This is a genomic window from Pseudarthrobacter ribosi, assembly GCF_055412865.1.
This window is the reverse complement of sequence record NZ_JBVAYZ010000015.1, coordinates 53,820-79,212: the sequence shown is the minus strand read 5'-3', so window position 1 is coordinate 79,212 and position 25,393 is coordinate 53,820. Positions and strand designations below refer to the sequence as shown.

Here is a 25,393-nt window from a genome sequence, read left to right as displayed (position 1 = left end):
ACACCGAAAAGGACACTGCAATGAATCAAAAAAGTTCGCCAATGCACATCGTGATGGTGACAAATGTCGTAGCCCCGGACAAACTGGGCGGCTTGGAGAGATATGTCCGCGAACTTTCTGCCGAGATTGTCCGCCACGGCCATGTGGTCACGGTTGTTTCAAAAAAAACCAGAGACCTCCAGCCGCTTCAGGAGGTGTTTGCCGACGGCGTAAAAGTGCAGCGCTACGAGGTGCCGTCTAAGCGGGACCCGTTATTCGTCATCAAGTATCCATTTTTCGTGATCGCCGGAGTCCGGAAGGCCATAAGAGCGGCGGTGGCTAATGGCGACGCCGGGACCACTATCGTCCACGGACATTTCCCGCTACCCATGATCTATCCGTTGCTTCGCCGAATACCGTATGTCTATACATGCCACGCGCCGGTGTACAAGGAGATTTTGGACGAACGACAGGACAGCTATCGCCTGCCGGCGATCGTCCAGGACACCTTCATCAGCGCCTTCAAGGCGCTTGAGAAACTTGTCATCCGCTCTGCTGAACAGGTGGTGACCCTGAGCCAATTCGTGGGCAACGAGGTTGTCGAACTCACCGCCAAGCAGCCCGAGAGCATCACCCGCATCCCCGGTGGCCTCGACACATCATGGTTTTCTCCCGGCTCGCCGCCTGAGACACTGGAGCCAGCCAAGGGGCCCTGGCTCTTCACCGCCCGCCGCTTGGTCAGCCGGACCGGCGTCGAAGAACTAATCCGTGCCATGCCTTTGATTCTGGAACAAGAGCCCGGGGCGAGGTTGACTGTAGCTGGCGACGGGCCGCTACGGGAGCGACTACAACGGATCACAGAAGAGTTGGGACTCCTTCAGGAGGTACAGTTGGTCGGCCGCATCAGTGACGCGGACCTCCGGGACTGGTACAGGCGAGCCGACATCGCCGTGACCCCCACTCGCAACCTTGAAGGCTTTGGACTGTCAACGGTCGAGGCCATGGCGTGTGGTGCAGTCCCGTTGGTGACACCCGTGGCCGCAAACCCGGAGATCGTCGGGAAACTCTCCTCGTTGCTCGTCGCGCCAGGCGCTGACGCCCGCGGGATAGCAGACGGGGTACTGACGCTGTGGCAAGCGCCTTCCTACACATCCCTCAAAGCTTCGGTCCGGTCGGAAGTCCATCCCCGGCTGGGTTGGCCGGAAGTCTGCGGGCGGTACCTCAATCTGTACCGCGAGGTCTCGGAAAATAAAGTCGAAATTTCTCGGCAGCAAGCCATGGCGTCGAGCACCGGTTAGGAGGAAGCTAGGAGAATCCGCCGGCACAGAGTTCAACCGCCAGATCGGCATCAAGCCAAGCCGCTTCCTGGTGGTCATTCCGTTCCGACGCGTCATGGGGGCTGGGGCCAAGGGAGCAGCGAACCGTGAGCAAGAGACATCGGAGGAACCTGTGACAATCCGCATTCAGCCTTTGCGCCGCCACAGCCTAGCGGCACTCATCCTTGTGATTTTAGCAACTTCAATTACTGCTGCCGCGCCTTCCGGGAGCAGCGGATATTCGACAGGATCAGGGACAACCGAAAGTTCGCAAGCGGGGCAGGCTAGCGCCAGCGCAGAGGCGCTTACGCCTGGCTTTGGCTTTATGGTGCTGTTTTCCACCAGTGGCCATGGCCCGAGCCTGGACGATTTCAAGAAGGACATAGATCTCTTGGCTGCCAACGGGCAAGAGTGGGTCCGCATGGGAATCGTTGGCTGGGACATCATGGAGGTGTCGGGCCCAGGGCGACAAATCCTTTGGGATGAAGCGGCGTTGAAAGAGTACGACGCAGCCATAGACTACGTCAATTCTAAGGGGCTTTCTATTCACCTGATAACGGCCGACGCTGAAAATAACCCGGCCACCACTTTTGATGACTACAAAGTCACACTTAGGCAATTTTGGGATACTCTCGCACGACGGTTTGCTAACAAGGTGGATGTTTGGCAGGTCTACAGCGAGTCCGACACAGCTCATTTTCGGCTGCTCAGCCAACCCATCGAGGAGATCACCTCCGAATATCTCGCAGACCTTGGCTCCATGCTGGCCATAGCTAGAACGTCCATAAAAACTGTGAACCCCCGGGTGCTTCTGACAACCACATCAACCGGATGGCCGATGTCGGATGAGCGCCAAAACAAATGGCAGAAGTATTTCGACGGCATATCGCAGTACTTGGATGTCATCTCATTGGATGTCTACCCGGCGGACAGTCTCGTTGAAATCGAGATGCTCCCAATACGCATCAACGACACGAAGCTCCGCTATGGAAAGCCTGTGATCATTTCTGAGATTGGGCTACAAGTTGCCGGAAAGTGGACCTCCGAAGATCAACGCCTCTTCGTGCCTGCGGCGATAGCGGCTGCAAAAAAGGCTACGCCATTGGCCATCATTGTCTTTCAGCTTCGCGACGACGGCGCCAACGCCTTCGGACTCATCAAGGAGAATTGGGCGCCCCGCCCAAGTTTCAATGCGGCCGTCGCGGTCATGAGCTATTAGGGACCCTTCTAGGTTTGTCATGGGCCGGTGATGCCGCCGCGCTATGGGACGGGCTCTTCGCGGTTCATGGGGAAATGGCTTCCGAATGGGCACGTTCGTGGCGGCCCTTGACCCGGCGGGACAGGTTCTGGCGGGACTCGGTCATGGCCTGGTTGCCGAGGGAGACCAGGTGGAAGTGATCGACCGCAACGGAGGTGCGGGAAAGCCACATCCGCAACGCCTTCCGGAACGCCGCCGACGGGTCGATGGCAACGACCTGGACGCCCACCCGCCACTGAAGCGGGCGGGCGATTGGCCACCGATCCGGGCTGGCTAAGGCCGCCCGGGAGGAAGCGCAGCCCACCATCTGACGAATGTCGATGCTCGTGTGGTCCTGCGGTCCCGTTCGTGGACGCCCTGACCACCATCCTGGATCCCGATTAAGGCCCCCCTCTCCCCATCGATTGCTCCGCAACCGCCCTTTTGGGACCCCATAACGGCGGTTACGGAGCAACGGATGGACCTGGGCGGGATTTCACGGGAGTCGCCTACCGGATAGATGCTAATCGTGCTTACTATTGACTCGCATCAGGCACGTCGGTCTGGAAACTGCTCACTGGGGGCAGCAGGAACCGTGCCGGAACTGGAGTTATTCGTGAGCAACGAACAGGCTATGACCCCGCTGAGCGACGATGAACTGATGGCAGAGGCCGGCACCGCGCTTCCGGACAAGGAAGTGGCCTCCATCCTGGACCTCAACGCAGACCTGGACCTCGGCCTCAATGCCGCCGCACCGATCGACCTCGCCGTCGCCGCCAACGCCAACGTCGCGGCCCCGATCGACGCCGCGGCCTCGGCGAACATCCTGTCCTTCGGCTCGGACGCCCAGGCGCTCTCCGACCAGGGCGTCATCATCAATCAGGGCATCGCAGCCGACGCCACCGCCGAGTCCGCGCAGGACAGCACGATCGAGCAGGAGACCGGCAGCACCGACGGCAGCGACACCGGCGAACCTGAGGTCACGGCCGAGGACGGCGCCCTGCCGACCGACGTCGCCGGCGCCCTGAATTCCAACCTGCTCAACGTGAACGTGGACCTGGACGCCTCCGCCGACATCGCCGCCCCGATCAACGGTGCCGTGGCCGCCAATGCCAACGTCGCCGCCCCGATCGACGCCGCCGTCGCCGCCAACATCGGCTCGATCGACAGCAACGCCTTCGCCGTCTCGCAGCAGGACGCGATCATCAACCAGACCATTGAGGGCGAAGCCACGGCCTCGGCCGACCAGCAGTCCGACCTCCGGCAGTAGTCCCCCGGATGAGTTCACCGCACGGCGGGCCGTCCAGCACGGACGGCCCGCCGGCCTTTTCCGCGCCGGCTGCCCCCGCAGCCGTGGCCGGCACCCTGCCGGTACCGGTCCGGGCCGACGGCGTCCAGCTCCTGGGCGAAACCCAGGGTTCGGGCTACCGCGAGGCGCCGTCCCTGGTCCGCCGCGCCGACGGCCAGACCCTGCAGCTCACCCGGCTGCTGTATCTGGTCCTCGAGGCGATCGACGGCACCCGCGGCGCCGAGGAAATTGCCAGCCACGCCAGCGCCGGGTTCGGCCGGCTGGTCAGCGCCGACAACGTCCGGACGCTGATCGACTCCCAGCTGCTGCCCCTGGGCCTGCTGCAGCTGGCGAACGGCTCCCAGCCCGAGGTCCGCAAGGCCGACCCGCTGCTCGGGATGAAATTCCGCTACACCGTCACCGACCCGGAGCGCACCCGCCGGATCACGGCCCCCTTCGCGACGCTCTTCAACCCGCTGATCGTGGTGCTGGTCACCGCGGCCTTCCTCGCCGCCTGCTGGTGGGTGTTCATGGTCAAGGGCCTGGCCTCTGCCACCCATGAGGCCTTCGCCAACCCGGGCCTGGTGCTGCTGATCCTGGCCGTGACCGTGCTGTCCGCCGGGTTCCACGAATTCGGGCACGCGGCGGCCGCCCGCCGCGGCGGCGCCACCCCCGGGGCCATGGGCACCGGCCTGTACCTGATCTGGCCCGCGTTCTTCACCGACGTCACCGATTCCTACCGCCTGGGCCGCGCCGGCCGCATCCGGACCGACCTCGGCGGGCTGTACTTCAACGCGATCGTCGCCGTCGCGATCATGGGCATCTGGTGGGCCACGGGCTTCGACGCGCTCCTGCTGGTGGTGGTGACGCAGGTGCTGCAGATGGTCCGGCAACTGCTGCCGCTGGTCCGCTTCGACGGCTACCACATCCTCGCCGACGCCACCGGGGTTCCGGACCTGTTCCAGCGGATCAAGCCGACCCTGCTGAGCCTGCTGCCGTGGCGCCGGAAGGACCCGGAGGCGCAGCTCCTCAAGCCGTGGGCCCGTGCCGTGGTCACCGCCTGGGTGCTGATCACCGTCCCGCTGCTGCTCTTCAGCCTGGTCCTGATGGTGCTGTCCCTGCCGAGACTCCTCGGTACCGCGTGGGACAGCGGGCAGAAGCAGTACGCCATGTTCAACAGCAGCCTCGCCGGCGGGGACATCGTCGATGCCGCCGTGCGGATCCTGGCGATCGCCGCAGTCGCCCTTCCCGTCCTGGGGATCTTCTACATCCTGTTCCGGCTGGGCCGGCAACTGCTCACGGCCCTGTGGCAGAAGACCCGCGGCAAGGCGCTTCAGCGCGGCACGGCCCTCGCCGTGATCGCCGCCGTGACGGCCGGCCTCGCCTGGGCCTGGTGGCCCGGCGGCGAGAGCTACCGGCCCGTCCAGCCCTACGAGCGCGGCACCCTGGCCGACGCCACCACCGCGATTTTCCCGGCTGGTTCCGCCTCCGGCCTGCGGGAGGGCCGGGCGGGCAGGACCGTGGCGCTCTGGCCCGCCGGCGCGGAAAAGCCCACGCGGGAGGACCCGCAGCTCAGCATGGTCCTGGTGCCGCGCGACGCCGGAACCGCCGGCGCTTCCGCGCCGGCCTGGGTGTTCCCCTTCGACCAGCCGGCCGCGCCCGAGGAGGACGGCAACCAGTCGCTCGCCGTCAGCACCACGGACGGATCCGTCGTCTACGACGTCGCCTTCGCGCTGGTCTGGGCCGACGACGGCGAGGACGTCACCACCCGCAACGAGGCCTACGCCTTCGCCAGCTGCGCGGACTGCGCCGCCGTCGCGGTGGGCTTCCAGGTGGTGCTGATTGTGGGCCAGACGGACGTGATCGTCCCGGAAAACCTCTCGGCCGCCGCGAACTACAACTGCGTGCGGTGCCTGACCTACGCCCTGGCCAGCCAGCTGGTCCTCACCCTGGACGGGCCGCTGAGCGCCGACGGCATGACGAAGCTCAACGAGCTCTGGCAGCAGATCGCGGAGTACGGCCGGGCCCTGGAGGATGTGCCGCTCTCGGAGATCCAGGGGCGCCTGGACGCGTTCAAGCTCCAGATCATGGAGATCATCAAGTCCGACCCGAGCGCCACGCCGCGGGTTCCGTCCGGCACGGCCCCGGCCACTCCGGGCAGTTCGCCGGGGGCCAGCCCGGGTGCAACGCCTTCGGGCGCCGCTTCGGCGACTCCGGGCGGGACACCGGGTGCCACTCCCGGCGCCACGGGAACCGCTCCGGTCGCCACTCCGGCACCTGGCGGGACCGCCCCTGCGGCCACTTCAACGGCTACTGCCCCCGCGGGGGCCCAGCCCACGCAGTCCGCAGGGACGGCCACCGCACCGGCGCCGGCCACGCCGTCGGCCTCCCCGACGGCCACGGCCCCGCCGGCGCCGTAGGCCGCGGGGGCTGCGGGGGCCGGGCACCTCTGTCGCCCGTCGCCCCGCCGCCAATAGGGTGCCCGACGACGACTTCGTGGCGTTCGAGGAGCACGCTGACCTGGCGGCTGGCGCCCTGTTGACGCCGGATGTGACGCACGCTACAGTTGAGCGAAGTTATACGAATAACCCATCAATCAATGCAACTGGCCCGAGGAGGTGCCCATTGGCTGGATCACGGCCAAAGTCAGGACCGACAATGCACGACGTCGCTGCTGCTGCCGGCGTCTCGCAGGCCACGGTCTCGCTGGTGCTGAATTCGGCCTCCGGGTCGCGCTTCTCCGAAGAGACCCGCATGCGGGTCAGGGACGCTGTGAACCGGCTCGGGTACCGCACCAACGCCCATGCCAAGGTGCTGCGCGAAGGCGTGGCCGGCATGATCGGATTCATCGGCGACTCAGTGGCCAGCTCTCCTTTTGCCGGCGCCATCATTGAAGGTGCGCAGCAGCGCGCATGGGAGGACGGGCTCCTCCTGCTCACGGTAAACACCGGCGGAGACAAGGAACTTGAGACCGCGTCCCTGGACACCATGCTCTCCTACAAAGTTGCCGGCGTGGTCTACGGCGCCATGTACCACCGCCGGCTGGAAGTTCCGGAGGCCCTGGCGGGCGTTCCATCGGTGGTGCTGAACTCCCAGGACCGCGCCGGCCGCATTCCGAGCGTAGCTCCCGATGAGGTGCGGGGTGGGTATGTTGCCACACGGCGCCTGCTCGAGGCCGGGCACTCCAGGGTTGGACTCATCAACATCGAGACTCTGGAAAGCGGGCTCCCGGCCGCTGTGGGCCGCTACGAGGGTTACACCCGGGCCCTCGAGGAAGCCGGACTGGCGTTGGACCGAGCCGCAATCCGGTTCGGTGCGGGGAATGAGGACGACGGCTTTCGGTACGCGATGGAGCTGATGACTGCGGCGAAGCCGCCGACGGCTATCTTCTGCGCAAACGACCGAACGGCCTGGGGTGCGTATCAGGCCGTCTCAGAGCTGCGCCTTTCGATCCCCGAGGATGTATCAATCGTGGGCTTCGATAACCAGTCAACTCTGGCGCCGCACCTTCGCCCGGGACTGACAACCCTTGAATTGCCGTTCGTCGCCATGGGCCGGCGCGCGGTTGACCTGATCCTCCAAGGCGCGGAACCCGATGGCCGGGTCGAGCTGATGGAATGCCCTCTTATCGAACGCAACTCAGTGACACATCCAAAGGAGATGCCATGAGCCGCATTATCCCGGCCGGACGCCGGCGTCCGGCTGCGGCACCGTTGCCGCAACGAAGGGTTTCTTTTTCGCTTCGGCTGAAACGAATCCTTCGGGCCTGGCAGTTATACGTATTACTAGCCCCGGCGATCATCTACATTCTGGTCTTCAAGTACTGGCCGATGTACGGCGTCCAGATCGCCTTCAAGAACTACAACCCGGTGGACGGTTTCTCGGACAGCCCCTGGGTGGGCCTGACGCACTTCATCAGGTTCGTGAACTCCTACCAGTTCGGCCAGGTCATCGGAAACACGCTGTGGATCGCGGTACTGGGTCTGCTGGTGGCCTTCCCGGTCCCCATCATCCTGGCGTTGCTGGTCAACCAGCTCCAAAGCGAGAAGTTCAAGAAATTCACCCAGACGGTGCTCTACTCGCCGGCGTTCATCTCCACCGTCGTGGTGGTGGGCATCATGTTCGTGGTCCTGTCCCCCCGGTCCGGGCTGGTGAACAACGCGATCCAATTATCCGGCGGCGAGCCGATCTTCTTTATGGGGTCGGCGGAATGGTTCCGTCCCATCTACGTCATCTCGGATGTCTGGCAAAACGCCGGGTTCGCCATGATTGTGTATCTGGCGGCCCTGGCCGGCATTGATCCGGCGCTTCACGATGCGGCCAAGGTCGACGGCGCCTCAAAGCTCCAGCGCATCCGGCACATCGATCTGCCCGGCATCATGCCGGTCATTACGGTGCTGTTCATTCTGGCCATCGGCAACCTGCTCAACGTCGGTTTCGAGAAGGCACTGCTGATGCAGACGCCCCTGAACCTCTCGACGTCGGAGATCATCCAGACCTACGTCTACCACGCGGGTCTGCAGCAGGCGCAGTTCAGCTACTCGGCCGCCATCGGCCTGTTCAACTCCCTCCTCAACCTGGCGCTGCTGCTGTTCTTCAACACGGTGGCGCGCCGGGCCAACCAAGCGACCCTGTGGTGATGCCGAGATGTCTCTGAAAACCAGCCCGATCAACATCCAAAACCCGGTCAGGGCCGTCAACCCGCGCCGCCCTAAGCCGACGTTGCGGGACAAGTACGGCGACCGCGTCTTCAACATCGCCGCCACGTCCGTGCTGCTGCTGTCCATCCTCGCCGTCGTCTACCCGTTGTACTTCATTGTGATCGCCTCGATCAGCGACCCCAACGCGGTCTACGAAGGCAAGGTCTGGCTGTTCCCCTCCGGCGTGACCACGGAGGGCTATGAGCGGATCTTCGCTGACAGCAGGATCTGGAACGGCCTGGGCAACACCGTCGTCTACACCGTCCTGGGGACCGTCATCAGCGTCACCACGATCCTCTGCGGCGCCTACGCCCTGTCCCGCAAGGACATGCCGGGCCGCAAGATCCTGATGCTCCTGTTCGTCATCACCATGTTTTTCGACGGCGGCCTCATCACCAAGTACCTGGTGGTCCGCGACCTGGGGATGCTGGACACCGTCTGGGCCGTGGTCCTGCCAGGGGCGGTGGGGGTGTGGAACCTGATCATCGCCCGTTCCTTCTTTGAACACACCGTCCCGAACGAACTGCGCGAAGCCGCCCAGATGGACGGAGCCAACGATTTCACCTTCTTCTTCAAGATGGTGCTGCCGCTGTCCAAACCGCTGATCATGCTCATGATCATGGTCCACGTCGTGGCGCACTGGAACTCGTTCTTCGACGCACTGATCTTCCTGAACGACGACTCCAAATACCCGCTGCAGCTCGTCCTGCGCAACATCCTCATCCAGTCAGACGTCTCATCGACCGGTACCACCGGCGGGGACATCGAATCCTATGCCGCCGCGCAACGGATCGCAGAGCTCACCAAGTACGCCATGATCGTCGTCTCGAGCCTGCCACTCATGATTGCCCTGCCATTCATGCAGAAGCACTTCACCAAGGGCGCCATGATCGGCGCCGTCAAATAGCCCTCCCCCTCTCGACCGCCCGGGCGACCGCCCTCGGACGGCAGCAATCCCACCTCAGAATAGGAATGACCATGGCATTTAGCCGTAAATACGCCGTCCTCGGCGCCGTCCTCGCCGGAACATTGACGTTCACCGGCTGCTCCGGCGGCAAGTCCGGCTCCACGGAGGTCAAGGACTCCTCCGCCGACTTCGGATTCCAGGAAACGGGTTTCCCGATCGTCAGCAAACAGCTCGACCTGACCTTCTCCGGGACCAAGTCCGCCCTGGCCCCGGACTACAACACCATGACTGTGGTGCAGGAATGGGAAAAAGCCACCAACATCCACGTCAATTGGGAAAACCTGCCTGAGACGGTCTTCCAGGAAAAGAAGAACCTCATCCTGGCCAGCGGTGACCTGCCCGACGCGTTCTTCAACACCGGCCTGACCGACGCCGAGATCGCCACGTACTCCGCCAGCGGCACCCTCATCCCGCTCGAAGGACTCATCGAGAAGAACGCGCCCAATCTCTCCAAGCTGCTCGCTGCCCGACCCGACATCAAGGCAGCCATCACGTCCTCGGACGGGCACATCTACTCCCTGCCCTCCGTCGAGGAACTCGGCCTGGTCCAGTTCCCCAACGAACTCGCCATCAACACCGCCTGGCTGAAGAAACTCAACATCCCGATGCCGAAGACAATCGACGAGTTCCATGACGCCCTGCTCGCGTTCAAGACCCAGGACGCCTCCGGGACCGGGAAGACCATACCGCTGAGCTTTATGCCCGGCTCCTGGTGCGGGGACATCGTTGACCTGATCGCCGCCCTCGGCGGAGTGCCGGACAACATGGACCACCGCATCGTCCAGGACGACAAAGTCATCTTCACCCCCACCCAGGACGGCTACAAAAAGGCCATCCAGACCCTGCACGAGTGGTACCAGGAAGGCCTGATCGACCCCGAATCCTTCTCGCAGGACGACAAGGCCTACCTTGCCAAGGGCAAGGCCGCCACGGAAAACCTGGGCTCCTTCGTGTGGTGGGAAGTCCCCGAGATGGTCGGTGCGGACCGAGCCGCCAACTACTCGCTCGTGCCGGTACTCGAAGGCGTGGACGGCAAACAGATCGCCAGCCAGGCCAACAACCAGGAGATCGCCCGCGGCGCCTTCGCCATCACCCGGGCCAACAAGTACCCCGCAGCCACCATCCGCTGGGCCGACAACCTCTATGACCCCATCCAGTCCGCCCAGGCCAACTGGGGACCGATCGGTGAAACCCTGCAGAAGGACGCCAGCGGCCTGCTGACCCAGATCCCGGCCCCGGCCGGAACGTCCGAAGGCGAACGCCGCCAGAAGGTCGCCCCGGGCGGCCCGAAGGCCAACACGGCAGAGAACTTCACCACCGTCGTCGCACCCGAGCCGCGCGCCGCGGAACGCCAGAAAACCGTCACCGAAATTTACCAGCCCTTCGCCGGCAACGACGGCTACCCCCCGGTCGCGCTGTCCAACGAGGAACTCCAGCAGATCAGCACCATCCAGACCGACACCACCTCACTGGTGAAGCAGAACGTCGCCAAATGGATTGTCTCCGGCGGCATCGACCAGGAATGGGACGGCTACGTCTCCCAGCTCAAGAACGTCGGTGCCGAGAAGATGATCGAGGTCTACCAGCAGGCTTACGACCGCTACAAGAAGAACTCCTAGCTCCGTCCTAGTGGGTGGGCCGGCGTGCGCGCCGGCCCACCCACGCCTCAGGGAACCCTTTGCCAGGGTTCTCCCCATGCCTGCACAGAAACGAGACCCCCTTCATGACAGCCGCGACCGCCACCACGGCCGACACCTTCCGGCCGGCCCTGCACTACGCCGCCCGGAACACCTGGCTCAACGATCCCAACGGCCTGATTTTCCATGAAGGCGTCTATCACCTCTACTACCAGAACAACCCTCTGGACAACGTCTGGGGAAACATGTCCTGGGGGCACGCCACGTCCACGGACCTGCTCACCTGGACCGAACACCCCGTCGCCATCCCCTGCGACGAAAACGAGGACATTTTCTCCGGCAGCATCGTCTTCGACACGGACAACACCAGCGGATTCGGCACCGGCTCGGCCCCGCCGTTGGTAGCCGTCTACACCAGCGCCTTCAAGCCCGGCTCCGCACACCCCGGAATCCAGGCCCAGTCGCTCGCCTATAGCCTGGACAGCGGTTACACCTGGACCAAACACACCGCCAACCCCGTGCTGACGCGCGGATCAGCCGAGTTCCGCGACCCCAAAGTTATTAGGTACGACGGCGGCGCCGGCAGTTACTGGGTCATGGTCGCCGTGGAAGCCCAAGACTTCCAGGTGGTGCTCTACCGCTCCGACGACCTCCGGGACTGGGAGTATCTCAGCACCTTCGGCCCGGCCAACGCCACCGGAGGCGTCTGGGAATGCCCCGACCTGTTCCCCCTCCCCCTCGACGGCGACCCGGCCAACCCGCAGTGGGTCCTCACCGTCAACCTCAACCCCGGCGGACCCAACAAGGGCTCCGCCGGCCAGTACTTCGTGGGCGACTTCGACGGGACCACGTTCGCCTCGGCCACCACCGTAACCGAAGGTCTCCAGGATCCCTCCCGGCTGGGCGAGTACCAGTGGCTGGACTGGGGCCGGGACTACTACGCCGCCGTCTCCTTCAGCGACGCCCCCGACAACCGCCGCCTCATGATCGCGTGGATGAACAACTGGGAATACGCCAACCAGATCCCCACCACACCGTGGCGCAGCCCCATGACACTCGCCCGCGAAATATCCCTCCACACCATCGACGGAAAGCGTCGTCTGATCCAAAAGACCGCCGGCGATTTCGCCGCGCTTCCGGAGGCAGGCCAATCGTTCAGCCTCACGGACACCGAACTGGCCGACGGCACCCACATCTTGGAAGGTGCCGCCGGAAGCGTCCAGCGCATCGATGTCACCCTCACCCCGGGAACTGCCGAGGAATTCGGGCTGGTGGTGCGCGGTGACGGAGCCCGCGGTACGCGTATTGGCATCCGGCCGGCCGAAGGAACCCTGCTCGTTGACCGCCGGGACTCCGGGGACACAGATTTCCACGAATCCTTCGCCTCCGTCGACAGCGCCCCCGTGCTGACAGCGGAAGGGTCCTACGATCTCACCGTTTACGTGGACCGCTGCTCCGTTGAAGTGTTCGCCCAGAGTGGCCAGGTCACCATGACGGAATTGATTTTTCCGGCCGACTCCAGCACCGACGTCGCTGTCTATGCGATCGGCGGTACAGCAACCATCAACCGCCTCGACGTCACTCAATTCGCGTAACGCTTTCCAGCAGAAAAGACACCACATGCACAACCCCGATGCCGCCAGCGGCGCTGCCATCGGCAGACACCTGCGCCGCGCCGGCGTCACACTGCTCCCGGGTTCGGGCTCGCCCGGCAGGACGTCGACGGCCACAGCAACCGTCGCCCCGGACGGCTCAGCGAGTTACGGCTTTGACGTCGCCTGGGACATCCAGCCGCTGGTTCCCGCCGTCGTCCCGAAAATAGTTCACACCGGCTCCCTTGCCACCTTCCTCGCCCCGGGCGCCGACGCGGTCAAGTCACTCCTGCAGCAGTGCGCTTCCGAATGCACGGTCACCTACAACCCCAACATCAGGCCCGCCCTGCTCGGCAGCCACGCCGAAGCCGTGTCCATCTTCGAAGACCTTGTCCACCTCACCAACATCGTCCAGCTCAGCGACGAGGACGCAGATTGGCTCTACCCGGGCCAAGACTTGGACCAGACCGCCACACACATCCTGCACCTGGGCGCAGACCTGGCAGTCATCACCCCGGTTCGCTCCTTGCAACAGCCGCGACCCGCATGAACATCCCGGCCGTCGAATCGAAAGTCGTGGACACCATCGGGGCAGGCGACTCGTACATGTCCGCCCTGATCCTTGGCCTCCTCACCCGCGGAACCGATGGCCTGGCGCCGGCTGTCCTGGAGCGGCTCGGGCGTACGGCCGCCATGGCGGCCGCGATCACGGTACGACGGGCTGGTGCGAATCCCCCGACCGCGGACGAACTTCGCTCCCTGCTTCAGAAGCAGCAGTCCTAGCTCAGTCTGTTCCGCTATTTGATCGGAGCGGTGCCCGGCTCGTGCTCTTGGAGTACGAGCGACAACAGGCCCGGGAAGCGGCGGTCGAGCTCGTCGCTGCGGAGCCAGTTTCGGTGCCGGGTACCTTCTACTTCCTGCTTGATGATGCCCGTCTCCCGAAGAATGCGCCAGTGGCGGGTCAGCGCCGACTTTGAAACGCCGTAGTCAGAACCGCTGCATGCCCTGCCAGGATCCCCGGCGATGGAGTACACGATCGCCCGTCGGACAGGGTCAGCCAACGCCGACATGACCTCGAACAGATCGATGTCTTCCTCCGCCGGAATGGTCAGTGGGTTCGCCAAACGACTAGCCATGATCCTCCTCCCTAATTTCGAGCCGTGATCCGCAGCCTATGTACACACTCACGCGTACATAGGCTACGGTAGATGTACGCACTTACACGTACATTATGCCCGATCATGTGACCAGCTGGTCGCCAGCGTGAGGTGGGCAGGTCAGAACTACTGGAGAGACACCCATGAAAATTTCCGTAATCGGCGCCGGAGTCATCGGCGGCAACCTCGCACGCCGGCTCAGCGAAGCCGCACATGACGTTCTCGTCGTGGACGCCCGCGGCCCCGAGGACGTCGCCACCGAGGTACTCGCTACAGGTACCCGCGCAGTGGATGCGGAATCCGCAATCGAGGACAGGGACGTGATTATTTTGTCGATCCCCTTCTCGAAGCAACCCGAACTCGCTGACCTCCTCGCGAAAGCCGCCGACGACACAGTGATCGTCGACACCTCGAACTACTATCCCTCTATGAACGGCCCCGTCCAGGCAGTCGACAACGGCCAGGTCGAGAGCGTCTGGACCGAGGAGCATCTCGGCAGGCCGATTGTGAAGGCGTGGAACGCAGCGCTTGCCGCAACGCAGCAGACGAAGGGGCGCCCCGCTGGGGCACCGGATCGCATCGCGATACCAGTCGCCGCCGATTCGGACGTGGCCCGCAGGACAGTCATGCAGCTGGTCGACGACACGGGCTTCGATCCGTTCGATGCTGGCGTCCTCGCTGAATCGTGGCGCCAGCAACCCGGTACGCCCGCATATTGCACCGAGCTTAACCTTGAGGAGCTCGGTGAGGCTCTTGCCGCGGCGGAGAAGGACAAGGCGTCTATTACCCGGGATCGACTGATGGAGCACTTCGGCTCACTCACGGAAGCCCCGTCCCTGGATGAGACCGTGGCGATCAACCGCGCCGCGCACCACGAGGAGACACCTTGACCAATTCACAGATGATCCTTGGCATGCATCTCGGAAACGGGTACGGATCGCAGGGCTCCGCCTGGCGGGCTCCCGGCGTCGACCCCGCCAACTACACCGACTTCGACGCCCAGGTACGCTACGCCCAGGCCGCCGAACGCGGGAAGTTCGCGTTCCTGTTCCTCCCCGATTTCCTGGCGCTGCAGGCGGACGTGGACCGTGAGTCGCCGATGCTCGCCCTCGAACCCATGATGACGCTGGCGGCCATCGCCCGTCAGACCGAGCGCATCGGCCTCGTGGCTACCGGCTCCACGACCTTCAACGAGCCCTACAACCTCGCCCGTCAGTTCAAGGCCCTCGACGTGATGAGCCGTGGTCGGGCCGGCTGGAACGCGGTGACGACCAGCGACCCCGCATCTGCCGCCAACTTCGGACAGCGCATCGCCCCACGACCGCAGCGTTACCAGCGCGCCCACGAGACAATCCAGATCACCCAGGCGCTGTGGGGCAGCTGGCAGCAGGACGCCTGGATCAAAGACACAACGACCGGACAGTTCGCCGACCCGGCGAAAATCCAACCAATCAACATGCAAGGCGAGCACGTCGCCTCCCGGGGACCGTTGCCCATCCCACCCTCCGAGCAGGGCCAACCGGTCATCTTCTCCGCCGGAGGTGGAGAGAACGGACTGGAGCTGGCCGGCCGCTACGCCAGCGCGGTCATCGGTGCGGTGTTCACCATTGAGGACGCACGCAATCAGCGCGAGGCGATCCGCGGAGCCGCGCGCCGGGCAGGACGCAACCCCGACGAGGTGAAATTCTTCGCCGGGGTAATGCCGGCCATCGCCGCCACCAAGCGGGCCGCACTGGACCGCCGCGTCGCCCTAGGCGAGCACACCTCCCTAGCCCGCGTCCCGTACCTGGGTTCGATGCTGGGACTGACTCTGGATATCAGTCAGCTGGACCAGCCACTAACCCCCTCCCAGCTGGCCGCTGCGCGCCCCAGCCCCTTCGATCCCCGCTCCTCGCGCGCCTTGGAGATCGCCCGCGAAGGGTGGACGATCCGCGACGTACTGGCGCACGGAGTCATCGATTACCACCCCACCCCCGTGGGTCCTGCGTCGGTGACAGCCGACCACCTGCAGGAATGGTTCGAAGCCGGTGCTTGCGACGGTTTCTGGGTGTCCATCGACGTCAACGAAGACGGAATCGACACCTTCGTCGATGAAGTCGTTCCCCTGTTGCAGGAGCGCGGGCTCTTCCACCTCGACTACGAGGGCACCACCCTCCGAGACCACCTCGGCGCCCCCGCACAATACGGACTCGACCCCCGGCTCACCAACCCCGCCGAATGAACGTCCTGTCCCACGGGAGGAAACAGCACCTCCCCAGCGGTGACAGAAAATGTCGCATCTCCAGCGGCCAGGACATCGGGCACGCTAGTAGACTTACATCGGCTCTCCAGTCCCCCCAGCTTGGAGAGCCGGGAGCCTCCGCGCTTGAGTCCTCGACTCGCGCGGAGGCTTTCCTCATCCGCCCAAGGGTCAGGGGCTTTCGGTCTTCCCAGGCTTGCCGGGGATTTCGGTCCGGAAGCCGATCAGTTTGTGGGTGCCGTCGCAGAAGGGTTTGATCGCGGAGGCGCCGCAGCGGCAGAGGGCCACGGTTTTGCGCTGCCGGGGCACGGGTTCCCCGGACGGCGTGACGATCTCGAAGTCGCCGCGCACCAGGATCGGTCCGTCGGGGCAGACGACGATGGAGTTCTCGTTGGACGATTCAGGCGGGGTCTGGTTCATCGATGCTCACTGTCTGGGGTTTGAAGGGCCGGGGCGGGTCAGACCGCGGCGGCGGGCACTGACGCGCGCAACGAGGATTCGCCGTCGTCCCACGCCCCCATGATGTGCAAGGTGACGCGGGCGTCGATGGCCATCACCGCCGTCGCGCCGAACAGGACGTCCGGGAAAAGGTCCGGCTCCGACTCCACGAGCCCGCCAGCCAGGTCCCTGCCCGCGATCTGTTCATGGACGGCGTCCGCCTCGACGTGCTCGTCGAAGTACCCGGTCACATCGGCCCCGAATCCGAGGCGCCTGAAACCGTTCCCGTACAGCTGGTTCGGCCGGGACGACGTCATCTCATATATCGCCAGGTGCCCTGCGACGGCTCCGCGGAGTCTGCGGTTCAGCCCGAAGAGGGACATCACGTTGACCGAGGCGAGGGAGATGGGCGGCACGGCGTCCGCGTAGGCGCCGTAACGGTCGTCCAGCCCGAGCCCGCGCATGGTCCGGGCGAAGAGTGTGCTGTGCATGCGGTCCGGGCGGCCGCCGCCGTACTCGTCGGCCTGGATCTCCACCAGCGCGGCCTTGGCCCGTCCGTGCAGCCGCGGGACCGCCCAGGTGTGCGGGTCGGCTTCCTTGAGCTGATAGATCGATTTGTGGATCAGGAATTCGCGGAGCTGCTCGAGGGTCGCCTTCTTGGCGACGTGCCGGGACATGCCCGGTCCGCCCTCCTGTGCGGCGAGCCCGAACAGGATGTCCGCCACCGCGTCGCTGTCTAGGCCCGCGGCGGAATCAGGCCGGACTTCACCGGCGTAGGGGCGGGCCGCATGGCGCAGCGCCTGCTCGAACGGTTCCTCGATCAGCTGCCGGAGGGCGATCAGACCGGGGTTCCATTCCCAGCGGTCGGTCACGCCGTCGAGGCCGCCGTAGTGCAGCTCGTAGAGGCAGAAGAGGCTCAGTTGCACGTCGCCGTCGTCGATGATGTCATCGGTGAGCGGCAGCTGTGCTGCAACGAGATCCTGCAGGGCGCCCAACGCCGCGGGATCGTCTCCGGGGCTGCCGGCGAGCAGCCGGAAGAGCCCGGCGCTGATCGGTCCGCGCGCGGCAGGGATTGCCATGTTTTGAGGAGTTGCCAAGGCTGGTTCGCTTCCTTGCGGTGCATCTTGTGCCGCCGCGTGGCTACAGCAGCTAAGCTTCGAGGCCGTGCACGCGGCATTGAAGCAGGATCCCGGGTTGCTGCGTCACCGCAGACCCGGGGAAAGTGCGCTGCCGGGCTGGGTCTCCGGGTTCGAGGAGGCCCGTCCAAGCAACTTGTCTACAATGTAGACTCTAAGCGTAGACTACTTGATAAGCAAACTGTCTTTTTTGCCGATGCTCTTCGCCTCTAGCCTGGTTCTGACGGCAGCAGTACGGTGACGAGAATCTTGCCCCGTTTGAAGGGCAGCAGGCTGCGTGAGGGACCCGCGGCTCACCGTCTGACGAAGATGGCCGCCATGGGAACTCCCATAGCGGCCATCTGTGGCGAACCGTCGAATCCTAGGCGGGCCGCCGACGTCGTACCCCTAACGGGACCGGACGTTGCAGCGGGCTCAGCCGAAGAACGGCACCAGGAGCGATGTCAGGAACAGCACCAGCGCCCCGCCGATCCGGTTGGTCAGGGCGGCGAACGGCATCAGGTGCATGCGTCCGGCTGCGCTGAGGACCGAGACGTCGCCGCTTCCACCGGTGTCGGCCATGACCAGGCCGGGGGTGATGGAGGCTTCGACGAAGTTGAGCTTGACCAGCCAGCCCAGGATCCCCGAGGACAGGGTGGCGACCAGGACGGTGGCGATGGTCAGGAGGATGAACATCGGGTTGGACAGTGACTGCAGGACTTCCTCGATGTTGATGTAGGTGATGCTGACGCCCACGAGCAGTGCCGGGATGAGGAAGGCGCCGATCATGTCGCCCCACTCGGAGCTGGCGTCTTCGAGTTCCTTCGGAAAGAGGCCGAAGATCTTGATGGCGGCGGCGATGATGATGGTCCAGGCGTAGGGGTGCAGGCCGGGAATGAAGGCGGCGACCAGGTTGCCGACGATGAACAGGATGCCGGCGATGGCCAGGCCCTTGCCGAGGGACAGGAACGAGGCGGCGTCCTTCTTCGGCGGTGAGGTCAGGTCCCCGGCCTTGCCCTTGATGCGCATCAGCTCGCCGTGGCCGTTGAATCCGACGAAGGGCTGGATGCCGCGTTTGCCGATGCCGTTGTAGATGCCCGCGATCAGGATGCAGACGATGTTGGCCATGACCACGGCGGACATGAGGTCGCCCATGAAGTCCGCGGAGCTGCCGCCGGTCCGGGCGGCATACATTTCCGACATCGGCAGCGCGCCGACGCCCAGGCCGCCGGCCATGATGGGCGCGGCGATGAACAGGATGCCTTCGATGAAGCCGAAGCCCGTGACGAGTCCGAGCAGCCCGATGATGGAGAAGGTCGCGATGAGGCAGCCGATGAGGGGGACGATGAACCTCGGACCGGCCTTGAGCAGCAGGGCCCGGGGCATGCCCAGGATGCTGCCGGCGATGATGGTCACCACGAAGAAATCGAGGAACCCGTAGCCCTTCACGAAGTTCTGCACCACGGCGATGAGGTTCTCGGGCATCACGCCGGCGAAGATCAGGATGGACGGGACGAAGGTGCAGAGGATGGTCGGCAGCCCGAAGTCCCGGAGCACCGGAACGGTGTTGCCGATCCAGATAAAGAGCCCGCCCAGGATGATCGTCGCGGCAAAGCCTGCCAGCATCGAATCGGGGAGGTTGTCGGTGGCCGCCGCGATGAGCAGGACGGCCAGGAAGCTGACGTAGTAAAGAGCCGGGAAATCCGCGAGGCGGCGGAGGTTCGGCTTGGGCGGGCTGACCCGTTCTTCCGTGACGGCGGGTGCGCCAGGCGCGCCGGGGCCGGGGGCGGGTGTTTGATCCTGCGGGTTGGTCTGGGTTACTGACATCTTTGTCTCCCAAGGGGATAGCGGCAGGGCGCCGTGAGGCGCGGTGTGCCGAAAAAGGTGGGTTTGCCTGTTCTTAGTGTGACGCGGAAAAGCTGGAAAGGGCGGGTGACCGGGTGACGGACTCGCGGGCAAAGGCGACGGTCTCGGCGAGCCGTGCCTCGTCGATGCCGGTGTCGTGGCCGGCGGCGTGCAGGTGGCGGACGAGTTCTTCGGTGGCGAGGTTGCCGGCGGCTCCGGGGGCGAAGGGGCATCCGCCGTACCCGCCGAGTGCGCTGTCGAAACGGGTGATTCCGAGGCTGACGGCGGCGCTGACGGTAGCCAGCGCCTGGCCGTGCGCGTTGTGCAGGTGCAGCGAATAGTGCAGCTCCGGCTCGGCGTCCAGGACGTATCCCACCGCGGCGATGGCCCGTTCGGTGGGCGTGGTGCCGAGGGTGTCGGCGAGGCCGATGGTGGTGATGCCCATGGCCTTGAAGGCCCGGACCACCCGTAGCAGATGCTCCGGGGCGATCTCGCCCTCGAAGGGGCAGGTGAACGCGGTGGAAACGCCGGCGAAGAAGTCCGTCCCGGGGAACCGGGCCACCACCTCGCCGAGACCGGCCAGGGCTTCTTCGATGCTCTGCCCGGCGTTGGCGTTACTGTGCGCCTGGCTGGCGGACGTGACGACGGCGATGTGCTCCGCCCCGGCGTCGACGGCCCGCTGGATCCCGCGGCCGTTGAGGGCCAGGGACGTGTAGGCCACGTTCTGGCGGACGGGGAGCCCCGCGAAGACGGCCTCGGCGTCGGCCATCTGCGGCACTTTCTGGGGGTTCACAAAGGAGGCGACTTCGAGCCTCCGCACGCCGGCGGCAACCAGCCGGGCCGCGGTTTCGAGCTTCTCCGCGGTGGGAACAACGACGTCGACGTCCTGGAGGCCGTCGCGGAGGAAGACGTCCGTGATTTCGATCCGCATTTAGACCACACCCTGCGGGACGGGCCTGGCGCTCCCGGGCAGGGCCTCGGCGAGCTGTTCCGGGGTGAGGCCGGCGAGGTCCCGGAGGACCTCCTCGGTGTGCTCGCCGAGGTCGGGTCCGAGCCACCGGACCGATCCTTCGTGGCCGGGGATTTTCGGGACGATCCCGGGAAAGCGGATGGACTCGGGGGCGCCGTCGATGACCACCTGATGAGTCTGGATCATGTCCCGGGCGATGTAGTGGCGGTCCTCGGCGATGCTGGGCGCATCGTAGACGGGCCCAGCGGGCACCCCGGCGATGTCCAGTTCGTCCAGGACTTCCGCGAGGGTGCGTTCGCCGGTCCAGCTGGAGATGGCGGTGTTGAGCTCCTCCTCGCGCAAGCTGCGGGCTTCGGTGACGAGCAGCGTCTGGTCCGCGGCGAGGTCGTCGCGGCCGATCGCCTGCATGAGGCGGACGAAGACGGAGTTGGAGTTACCGCCGATCACGACTTCCAGCCCGTCCTTGCAGGAGTAGCTGCCGGTCGGGACGACTCCCGGGAGGCGCCCGCCGGTGCGCTGGCGGATCATGCCGTACGCGTCGTAGTCCGGGACGAGGGATTCCAGCAGGCTGAAGACACCCTCGTAGAGGGCGACGTCGACGACCTGCGGTCCGGTCTGCCGGATGCCCTTGGCCTTCTGCAGCATCAGCATCAGGGCCCCGATCGTGCCGTAGAGGCCGGCCACGGTGTCCCCCATGCTGGCGGCGGCACGGCCGGCCGGGCGGTCCGGCTCGCCGGTGATGTAGCGCAGGCCGGCGAAGGACTCGGCCGAGCTGCCGAATCCCGCGCGGTCCTTGTACGGGCCGGTCTGGCCGTAGCCGGAGATCCTGACCACGATGACCTCGGGGTTGAGTTCGGTGAGGACCTCCGGGCCCAGTCCCCATTTTTCCAGGGTGCCGGGGCGGAAGTTCTCGATCACCACATCACAGTGGGCGGCGATCTTGCGGACGGCGTCCTGGCCCTCGGGCGTGCGCAGGTCCAGAATGACGGACTTCTTGTTCCGTCCAATGGTGCGGAAGAGCATGGAGGTCTCGCCGCGGGTCTTGCGCCAGTCCCGCAGTTCGTCACCGCCGCCGGGGCGTTCGATCTTGATGACTTCTGCGCCGAAGTCACCGAAGAGTCGCGCGGCGAAGGGGGCCGCTATGAAGTTTCCGAGCTCCAGCACCCGGATGCCCTCCAGCGGAAGAGAGTTTGAAGCTGCATCATTTTTCTCGGTCACGGCTATGGGTTTTCCCTTGAGATAGAAGGCAGCGTTCCCATCCTGTGGGATTCGCATGTCATTAAGCGGGAATACCCTAGCAAGTGATCTGGAACACAGCAAGGGGGTGCTGCGAGAAATCGACGTGGACCGCGAGCGGGCAGGCCAAAGGAGCGGCTCGAGGGTCTCTCCTAACCCGCGTTCTTCGGATCTTGACTGGGCGGCCGTGGGCACCGCGGGAGCAGTGCCCTGCTCACCTTTATTTCTGAGCTTCGACGTCCTGAACGGATCGGGACAGCAGGCAGAACTCGTTGTCCTCGGGATCACCGAGAACCACCCAGCTGACGTCCGGGCCCTGGCCCACGTCCATGCGCCGCGCGCCGAGGGCGAGCAGGCGCTCGAGCTCCTCGGCGGTGGACACGCCGTCGGCCCGCAGGTCGAAGTGCAGCCGGTTCTTGATGGTCTTGCCCTCGGGCACCGCGATCACATCGATGGAAGGCCAGCTTTGATCCTGCGGCGCGATGCTGATGATGTCGCTGTCCTCTTCGACAATGTTCCAACCGAGGACGGCGCACCAGAAGTCGGCCACCACCCGTGGACGGATCGCGTCGATGGCAATAACCGCTAATTTGCTAGACATGGCACCACACTAGCCCTCCCTTTAGGTGTTGGGGCTCTGCTCGAGGTCCGCCGCGATCTGTCCGGCTGCGGCAATCACTGCCGCGCCAAAATCCCGCCCGGGCGACTCCGAAACCCTGGGCAGCGGAACGGCGAGGCAGACACTGGCGAGCAGGCGTCCCCGCACCATAACCGGGGCGCTGACGGAGCCCAGACCGGGCGTCCGGACTCCGGTGGATTCAACCCAGCCGTGCTGTTCAATGCTGGCCAGGGCATCGGGGTCCTCCGCCAGCAGCTTGCCACTGGAACCCGCGGGAAGCGGAAGCCGGGAGCCGGACGGCAGCGAGGCCTTCAGTTCATGGTCGCTGTCCACGCTGAGGAGGCAGACGCGCTCGTCCCCGCGGCGCACCCAGAGCTGGGCGGTTTCCCCCGTACTGCGCTGGAGTTCGGCCAGCCGGGGAAGGGCCGCCTGCTCCATGGCATTGCGGACGAAACGGTGGCCCAGCCGGAATTCCCCGGACTCGGTCCGGCGCAGGAATCCGTACTCGACCATGGACAGGGCGAGCCGGTGGGCCGTGGAGACCGAAAGTCCCGATCTCTTGGCCAGCACGGTGGCCGAGACCGCCTCGCCATCCACCGCGTCGAGGATGGACGCGACACGGGCCAGGGTGCGGTTGCTGTTCAGCGCGTCCGGGGAAGTCATGGTCCCAGCCTAGGAGACAACAGCGTCATCTGAAGGCAGGCCCCGCGGCGGATCCGCACTGACGACCCGCGAGCAGAAATCCGCTGCGGTTTCGGGCTGGCGACGCGCGAACGGACCAGCGCTACGGGGATACGCGTAGCGCTGGTCCGTTCGCGCGTCATGGGACGTTAACCGCAGCGGAAATTGCCGCGGAGTGAACGCGGAGGCGCCTAGCCCGCGTGGTCCTGGAGTTCCGGGGCACGCTTGCCCGCCTGCAGCAGGGGTGCGAAGAACGCGCCGAGTTCCGCCGTCGCCGTCAGGGGCAGGACGTGTGCCACGTACTGGTCGGGGCGCACCACCACCACGACGCCGCCGCGGTCCAGGCCGCGCAGCTCGAAGATGTCCGCCGCCGGATCCGTGCCGTAGACCTTCTCGTAGTCGGTGAGCTGGAACGGACCCACGGAGGGCTTGAACACCGCCGGCACGGCGCCGATGTCAATGCTCGTGTGGTCCTGCTGGTAGATCACCTTCACGTCGAACCACGCATCCCGGTCGGCCCCCTCGGGGGTGGCGGCGAGCGGTGAGTCCGGCGCGTTCGCGATCCAGTCGGCGAACTCGGCGACCGGCGAGCCCGCACCGGACTGCCCCGTGCCCTGGGCTACGGGCGCCGCGGCGTCGGCGAAAACGTAGATCCGCCACCGGCCGTCCGCCGTGGCGTGGTGGCCGAGGTGCAGCGGGTTGGTGTCGCAGACCCGCACCACGGGCGCGGACTTGAAGCGCTTGCCGACGGGGAACCCGGCGGCCAGGTCCTGGTGGGTGGCCTCGCCGATGAGCATCGACGGGGTGTACTGGGTCATGAATCCGGCCGGGAACTCGGCCGTGCTCACGTAGAAGTCCTCGAGCTCGGAGGGGCTGTTGAACTCCTCGGGCTTCTTCGCCATGAGCGTCGACCACTCCTTGTCGAAGTCGATGAGGTTCTTCGCGATGACCTGGCGCTCGGCGGAATACGTGGACAGCAGGCTCTCCGGGCTGCGGCCCTCGAGCACGTGCCCCAGCTTCCAGCCAAGGTTGAAGCCGTCCTGCATGGAGACGTTCATGCCCTGGCCGGCCTTGGCGCTGTGCGTGTGGCACGCGTCGCCGGTGATGAACACGCGCGGCGTGCGGGTGCCCTGCTGCTCCGGCAGCACGTCGTCGAACCGGTCGGTGAGGCGGTGGCCGACCTCGTACACGCTGTGCCAGGCGACATTGCGGACGTCGAGCTTGTAGGGGTGGAGGATCTCGTTCGCCTGGGCGATGATCTGCTCGATGGTGGTGCTGCGCACGGCGCCCTTGTCCTCCTTGTCGACCTCGCCGAGATCGACGTACATCCGGAAGAGGTGGCCGCCCTCGCGGGGGATCAGCAGGATGCTGCCGCCGGTGCCGGACTGGATCGCGCACTTGGTGCGGATGTCCGGGAAGTCGGTGACGGCGAGGACGTCCATGACGCCCCAGGCGTGGTTGGCCTGGTCGCCCGCGAGGGTGCAGCCGATCGAGTCCCGGACCTTGCTCCGGGCGCCGTCCGCGCCGACGACGTACTTCGCCCGCACGGTGCGCTCCCGGCCCGCGTCGGGGCCGGCGGTGTGGACGAGGGTGACGGTGACGGGGTGCTCCGCGCCGTCGTCGACCGCCAGGCTCCGGAACTCCAGTCCGTAGTCGGGGGCCATACGGGTAGGCGCGTTCGCCATGAACTCGGCGAAGTAATCCAGGACGCGGGCCTGGTTGACGATCAGGTGCGGGAATTCGCTGATGCCGGTGGTGTCGTCCTTGGCGCGGGCGGCGCGGACGATTTTGGACGGGTCGGCGGGGTCCGGCTTCCAGAAGGCCATCTCGGTGATGCGGTACGCCTCGGCGATGATCCGCTCGGCGAAGCCAAAAGCCTGGAAGGTCTCGACGCTCCTGGCCTGGATCCCGTCGGCCTGGCCGATGGGCAGGCGCCCGCCGCGGCGCTCCACGATCCGGGTGGTGACGCCCGGGAACTGGGACAGCTGCGCGGCGGTGACAATGCCCGCGGGCCCGGTGCCCACGATGAGCACGTCGACCTCGTCGGGAAGGTCTGTGGGCCGGTTGATGCCGACGCCGGCGGCAGGGTGGACTCGCGGGTCACCGGATACGTAACCGTGGTGGTGGAACTGCACGGGCTTTCCTCACTTCGTTGTGGGCACTGCGGGGGTGGCATTTCGCCGGATGGCTTTAGTCGCCGCCGCCGCGTGTTCGATAATAGAACTTGACGTTCAATAATAGAATTTCGGTCTCATCCAAAACTGTACGCAGATATGACGTGGGTTACAAGCGCTCTTCAAATCCGCCGGAACGGGGGTTGACGATCCGCGATTCCTGGGCAATAGTCTTCGTATACGATTTCGTACTCGATGAGGAG

21 protein-coding genes and 1 pseudogene are annotated in these 25,393 nt (G+C 65.3%); 12 read left to right on the top strand and 10 right to left on the bottom strand.

Annotated features, from left to right (window positions below):
- The first annotated feature begins 41 nt into the window (after window positions 1-41).
- Together ACZYZ5_RS14790 and ACZYZ5_RS14785 are read left to right on the top strand one after the other, a co-directional pair.
- Complete coding sequence (locus tag ACZYZ5_RS14790; protein WP_463902632.1) at window positions 42-1,277, top strand: glycosyltransferase family 4 protein; 1,236 nt, start codon at window positions 42-44, stop codon at window positions 1,275-1,277.
- 151 nt (window positions 1,278-1,428) lie between these two features.
- Window positions 1,429-2,514 (top strand): glycoside hydrolase family 5 protein, encoded by a 1,086-nt coding sequence (locus tag ACZYZ5_RS14785; RefSeq protein WP_463902630.1) that lies wholly within the window; start codon window positions 1,429-1,431, stop codon window positions 2,512-2,514.
- Window positions 2,515-2,578: 64 nt separating this feature from the next.
- Here ACZYZ5_RS14785 and ACZYZ5_RS14780 read toward each other — a convergent pair whose 3' ends face one another.
- Window positions 2,579-2,860, bottom strand: a complete 282-nt coding sequence (locus ACZYZ5_RS14780; protein WP_463902629.1) for a transposase — start codon at window positions 2,858-2,860, stop codon at window positions 2,579-2,581.
- A gap of 306 nt (window positions 2,861-3,166) precedes the next feature.
- Here ACZYZ5_RS14780 and ACZYZ5_RS14775 point away from each other — a divergent pair, with 306 nt between their 5' ends.
- The 8 genes and pseudogenes from ACZYZ5_RS14775 to ACZYZ5_RS14740 form a co-directional block, all read left to right on the top strand.
- On the top strand, window positions 3,167-3,802 hold the full coding sequence (locus tag ACZYZ5_RS14775) for a peptidoglycan-binding protein (protein WP_463902650.1): 636 nt from the start codon (window positions 3,167-3,169) through the stop codon (window positions 3,800-3,802).
- An 8-nt stretch (window positions 3,803-3,810) separates the two neighbouring features.
- Entirely contained in the window at window positions 3,811-6,240 is a 2,430-nt protein-coding gene (locus tag ACZYZ5_RS14770) for a hypothetical protein (protein WP_463902628.1), read from the top strand.
- A gap of 238 nt (window positions 6,241-6,478) precedes the next feature.
- Complete coding sequence (locus ACZYZ5_RS14765; RefSeq protein WP_463902627.1) at window positions 6,479-7,489, top strand: LacI family DNA-binding transcriptional regulator; 1,011 nt, start codon at window positions 6,479-6,481, stop codon at window positions 7,487-7,489.
- Window positions 7,486-8,460 carry an ABC transporter permease gene (locus ACZYZ5_RS14760; protein WP_463902626.1) on the top strand — a complete coding sequence of 325 codons (975 nt, stop codon included), beginning with the start codon at window positions 7,486-7,488 and terminating at the stop codon, window positions 8,458-8,460. Before ACZYZ5_RS14765 ends, ACZYZ5_RS14760 begins: the two co-directional genes overlap by 4 nt.
- Window positions 8,461-8,467: 7 nt before the next feature.
- Window positions 8,468-9,427: a carbohydrate ABC transporter permease gene (locus ACZYZ5_RS14755; RefSeq protein WP_463902624.1), complete on the top strand. Its 960-nt coding sequence runs from the start codon at window positions 8,468-8,470 to the stop codon at window positions 9,425-9,427.
- A gap of 71 nt (window positions 9,428-9,498) precedes the next feature.
- Window positions 9,499-11,106, top strand: coding sequence for an ABC transporter substrate-binding protein (locus tag ACZYZ5_RS14750; protein WP_463902623.1), 1,608 nt, complete (start codon window positions 9,499-9,501; stop codon window positions 11,104-11,106).
- Between the two features lie 104 nt (window positions 11,107-11,210).
- Entirely contained in the window at window positions 11,211-12,719 is a 1,509-nt protein-coding gene (locus ACZYZ5_RS14745; RefSeq protein ID WP_463902621.1) for a glycoside hydrolase family 32 protein, read from the top strand.
- 49 nt (window positions 12,720-12,768) lie between these two features.
- Window positions 12,769-13,499: pseudogene (locus ACZYZ5_RS14740) on the top strand (PfkB family carbohydrate kinase); the annotation flags it as partial.
- 14 nt (window positions 13,500-13,513) lie between these two features.
- On the opposite strand, the gene ACZYZ5_RS14735 reads toward ACZYZ5_RS14740, so the two are convergent.
- Window positions 13,514-13,852 (bottom strand): ArsR/SmtB family transcription factor, encoded by a 339-nt coding sequence (locus ACZYZ5_RS14735; RefSeq protein ID WP_463902618.1) that lies wholly within the window; start codon window positions 13,850-13,852, stop codon window positions 13,514-13,516.
- A 164-nt stretch (window positions 13,853-14,016) separates the two neighbouring features.
- Between ACZYZ5_RS14735 and ACZYZ5_RS14730 the strand changes: the two genes are divergently transcribed.
- Window positions 14,017-14,763 (top strand): NADPH-dependent F420 reductase, encoded by a 747-nt coding sequence (locus ACZYZ5_RS14730; RefSeq protein WP_463902617.1) that lies wholly within the window; start codon window positions 14,017-14,019, stop codon window positions 14,761-14,763.
- On the top strand, window positions 14,760-16,094 hold the full coding sequence (locus ACZYZ5_RS14725) for an NtaA/DmoA family FMN-dependent monooxygenase (protein ID WP_463902616.1): 1,335 nt from the start codon (window positions 14,760-14,762) through the stop codon (window positions 16,092-16,094). Before ACZYZ5_RS14730 ends, ACZYZ5_RS14725 begins: the two co-directional genes overlap by 4 nt.
- Before the next feature lie 189 nt (window positions 16,095-16,283).
- On the opposite strand, the gene ACZYZ5_RS14720 is transcribed toward ACZYZ5_RS14725, so the two are convergent.
- From ACZYZ5_RS14720 to ACZYZ5_RS14685, 8 genes are all read right to left on the bottom strand, one after another.
- Window positions 16,284-16,532 carry a CDGSH iron-sulfur domain-containing protein gene (locus ACZYZ5_RS14720; protein ID WP_463902614.1) on the bottom strand — a complete coding sequence of 83 codons (249 nt, stop codon included), beginning with the start codon at window positions 16,530-16,532 and terminating at the stop codon, window positions 16,284-16,286.
- A 38-nt stretch (window positions 16,533-16,570) separates the two neighbouring features.
- Complete coding sequence (locus tag ACZYZ5_RS14715) at window positions 16,571-17,629, bottom strand: iron-containing redox enzyme family protein (protein WP_463902613.1); 1,059 nt, start codon at window positions 17,627-17,629, stop codon at window positions 16,571-16,573.
- 471 nt (window positions 17,630-18,100) lie between these two features.
- A complete protein-coding gene (locus tag ACZYZ5_RS14710; protein ID WP_463902611.1) occupies window positions 18,101-19,492 on the bottom strand; it encodes a 2-hydroxycarboxylate transporter family protein in 1,392 nt (463 codons plus the stop codon).
- A 73-nt stretch (window positions 19,493-19,565) separates the two neighbouring features.
- Window positions 19,566-20,441, bottom strand: a complete 876-nt coding sequence (locus ACZYZ5_RS14705; protein ID WP_463902610.1) for a hydroxymethylglutaryl-CoA lyase — start codon at window positions 20,439-20,441, stop codon at window positions 19,566-19,568.
- Window positions 20,442-21,698 carry a CaiB/BaiF CoA transferase family protein gene (locus ACZYZ5_RS14700; RefSeq protein WP_463902608.1) on the bottom strand — a complete coding sequence of 419 codons (1,257 nt, stop codon included), beginning with the start codon at window positions 21,696-21,698 and terminating at the stop codon, window positions 20,442-20,444.
- A gap of 238 nt (window positions 21,699-21,936) precedes the next feature.
- Window positions 21,937-22,317, bottom strand: a complete 381-nt coding sequence (locus ACZYZ5_RS14695; protein ID WP_463902606.1) for a VOC family protein — start codon at window positions 22,315-22,317, stop codon at window positions 21,937-21,939.
- Window positions 22,318-22,338: 21 nt separating this feature from the next.
- On the bottom strand, window positions 22,339-22,998 hold the full coding sequence (locus tag ACZYZ5_RS14690) for an IclR family transcriptional regulator (protein WP_463902605.1): 660 nt from the start codon (window positions 22,996-22,998) through the stop codon (window positions 22,339-22,341).
- A gap of 209 nt (window positions 22,999-23,207) precedes the next feature.
- On the bottom strand, window positions 23,208-25,151 hold the full coding sequence (locus ACZYZ5_RS14685; protein ID WP_463902604.1) for an FAD-binding monooxygenase: 1,944 nt from the start codon (window positions 25,149-25,151) through the stop codon (window positions 23,208-23,210).
- Window positions 25,152-25,393 lie beyond the last annotated feature (242 nt).

Coding starts and splice junctions, on each gene's coding strand:
- ACZYZ5_RS14790 (WP_463902632.1), top strand. CDS start 42: ATGCACATCGTGATGGTGACAAATGTCGTAGCCCCGGACAAACTGGGC.
- ACZYZ5_RS14780 (WP_463902629.1), bottom strand. CDS start 2,860: ATGGTGGGCTGCGCTTCCTCCCGGGCGGCCTTAGCCAGCCCGGATCGG.
- ACZYZ5_RS14775 (WP_463902650.1), top strand. CDS start 3,167: ATGACCCCGCTGAGCGACGATGAACTGATGGCAGAGGCCGGCACCGCG.
- ACZYZ5_RS14770 (WP_463902628.1), top strand. CDS start 3,811: ATGAGTTCACCGCACGGCGGGCCGTCCAGCACGGACGGCCCGCCGGCC.
- ACZYZ5_RS14765 (WP_463902627.1), top strand. CDS start 6,479: ATGCACGACGTCGCTGCTGCTGCCGGCGTCTCGCAGGCCACGGTCTCG.
- ACZYZ5_RS14760 (WP_463902626.1), top strand. CDS start 7,486: ATGAGCCGCATTATCCCGGCCGGACGCCGGCGTCCGGCTGCGGCACCG.
- ACZYZ5_RS14755 (WP_463902624.1), top strand. CDS start 8,468: ATGTCTCTGAAAACCAGCCCGATCAACATCCAAAACCCGGTCAGGGCC.
- ACZYZ5_RS14750 (WP_463902623.1), top strand. CDS start 9,499: ATGGCATTTAGCCGTAAATACGCCGTCCTCGGCGCCGTCCTCGCCGGA.
- ACZYZ5_RS14745 (WP_463902621.1), top strand. CDS start 11,211: ATGACAGCCGCGACCGCCACCACGGCCGACACCTTCCGGCCGGCCCTG.
- ACZYZ5_RS14735 (WP_463902618.1), bottom strand. CDS start 13,852: ATGGCTAGTCGTTTGGCGAACCCACTGACCATTCCGGCGGAGGAAGAC.
- ACZYZ5_RS14730 (WP_463902617.1), top strand. CDS start 14,017: ATGAAAATTTCCGTAATCGGCGCCGGAGTCATCGGCGGCAACCTCGCA.
- ACZYZ5_RS14720 (WP_463902614.1), bottom strand. CDS start 16,532: ATGAACCAGACCCCGCCTGAATCGTCCAACGAGAACTCCATCGTCGTC.
- ACZYZ5_RS14715 (WP_463902613.1), bottom strand. CDS start 17,629: ATGGCAATCCCTGCCGCGCGCGGACCGATCAGCGCCGGGCTCTTCCGG.
- ACZYZ5_RS14710 (WP_463902611.1), bottom strand. CDS start 19,492: ATGTCAGTAACCCAGACCAACCCGCAGGATCAAACACCCGCCCCCGGC.
- ACZYZ5_RS14705 (WP_463902610.1), bottom strand. CDS start 20,441: ATGCGGATCGAAATCACGGACGTCTTCCTCCGCGACGGCCTCCAGGAC.
- ACZYZ5_RS14695 (WP_463902606.1), bottom strand. CDS start 22,317: ATGTCTAGCAAATTAGCGGTTATTGCCATCGACGCGATCCGTCCACGG.
- ACZYZ5_RS14690 (WP_463902605.1), bottom strand. CDS start 22,998: ATGACTTCCCCGGACGCGCTGAACAGCAACCGCACCCTGGCCCGTGTC.